Source organism: Pseudomonas sp. 65/3-MNA-CIBAN-0223 (genome assembly GCF_040310425.1).
Lineage (GTDB): Bacteria > Pseudomonadota > Gammaproteobacteria > Pseudomonadales > Pseudomonadaceae > Aquipseudomonas > Aquipseudomonas gregormendelii.
On the sequence record NZ_JBEOPV010000281.1, the window covers coordinates 1 to 247 of the forward strand.

Consider the following 247-nt stretch of genomic DNA (forward strand, 5'->3'; position numbering starts at 1 on the left):
TTTTAGTATAGGCGATGTAAGTACAACTAAAAGGCAGTTGTCTTCCTTCACGATCAAGGTAGGTAGCAGCACCCTGATGGTAATTGTAATCCGGGAAATCATCATTCAGGTTAGTCACATCGACATCGACTGCGGGACAGTATTTATCATCCCATGAAACAGCCACATAACCCCCTGCCGCAAAGATATTCGGTTTCCCTGAGTCACCATAAAAATCGCCAAGAGAAATATCTCCATTAACATCCGT

Annotated in this window: 1 protein-coding gene; it reads right to left on the minus strand. The window is 43.3% G+C overall.

What is annotated here, in order from left to right; translation table 11 throughout:
- The coding region (locus tag AAEZ09_RS28900; protein WP_350601751.1) for a hypothetical protein at positions 1 to 247 on the minus strand (247 nt) is incomplete at both ends.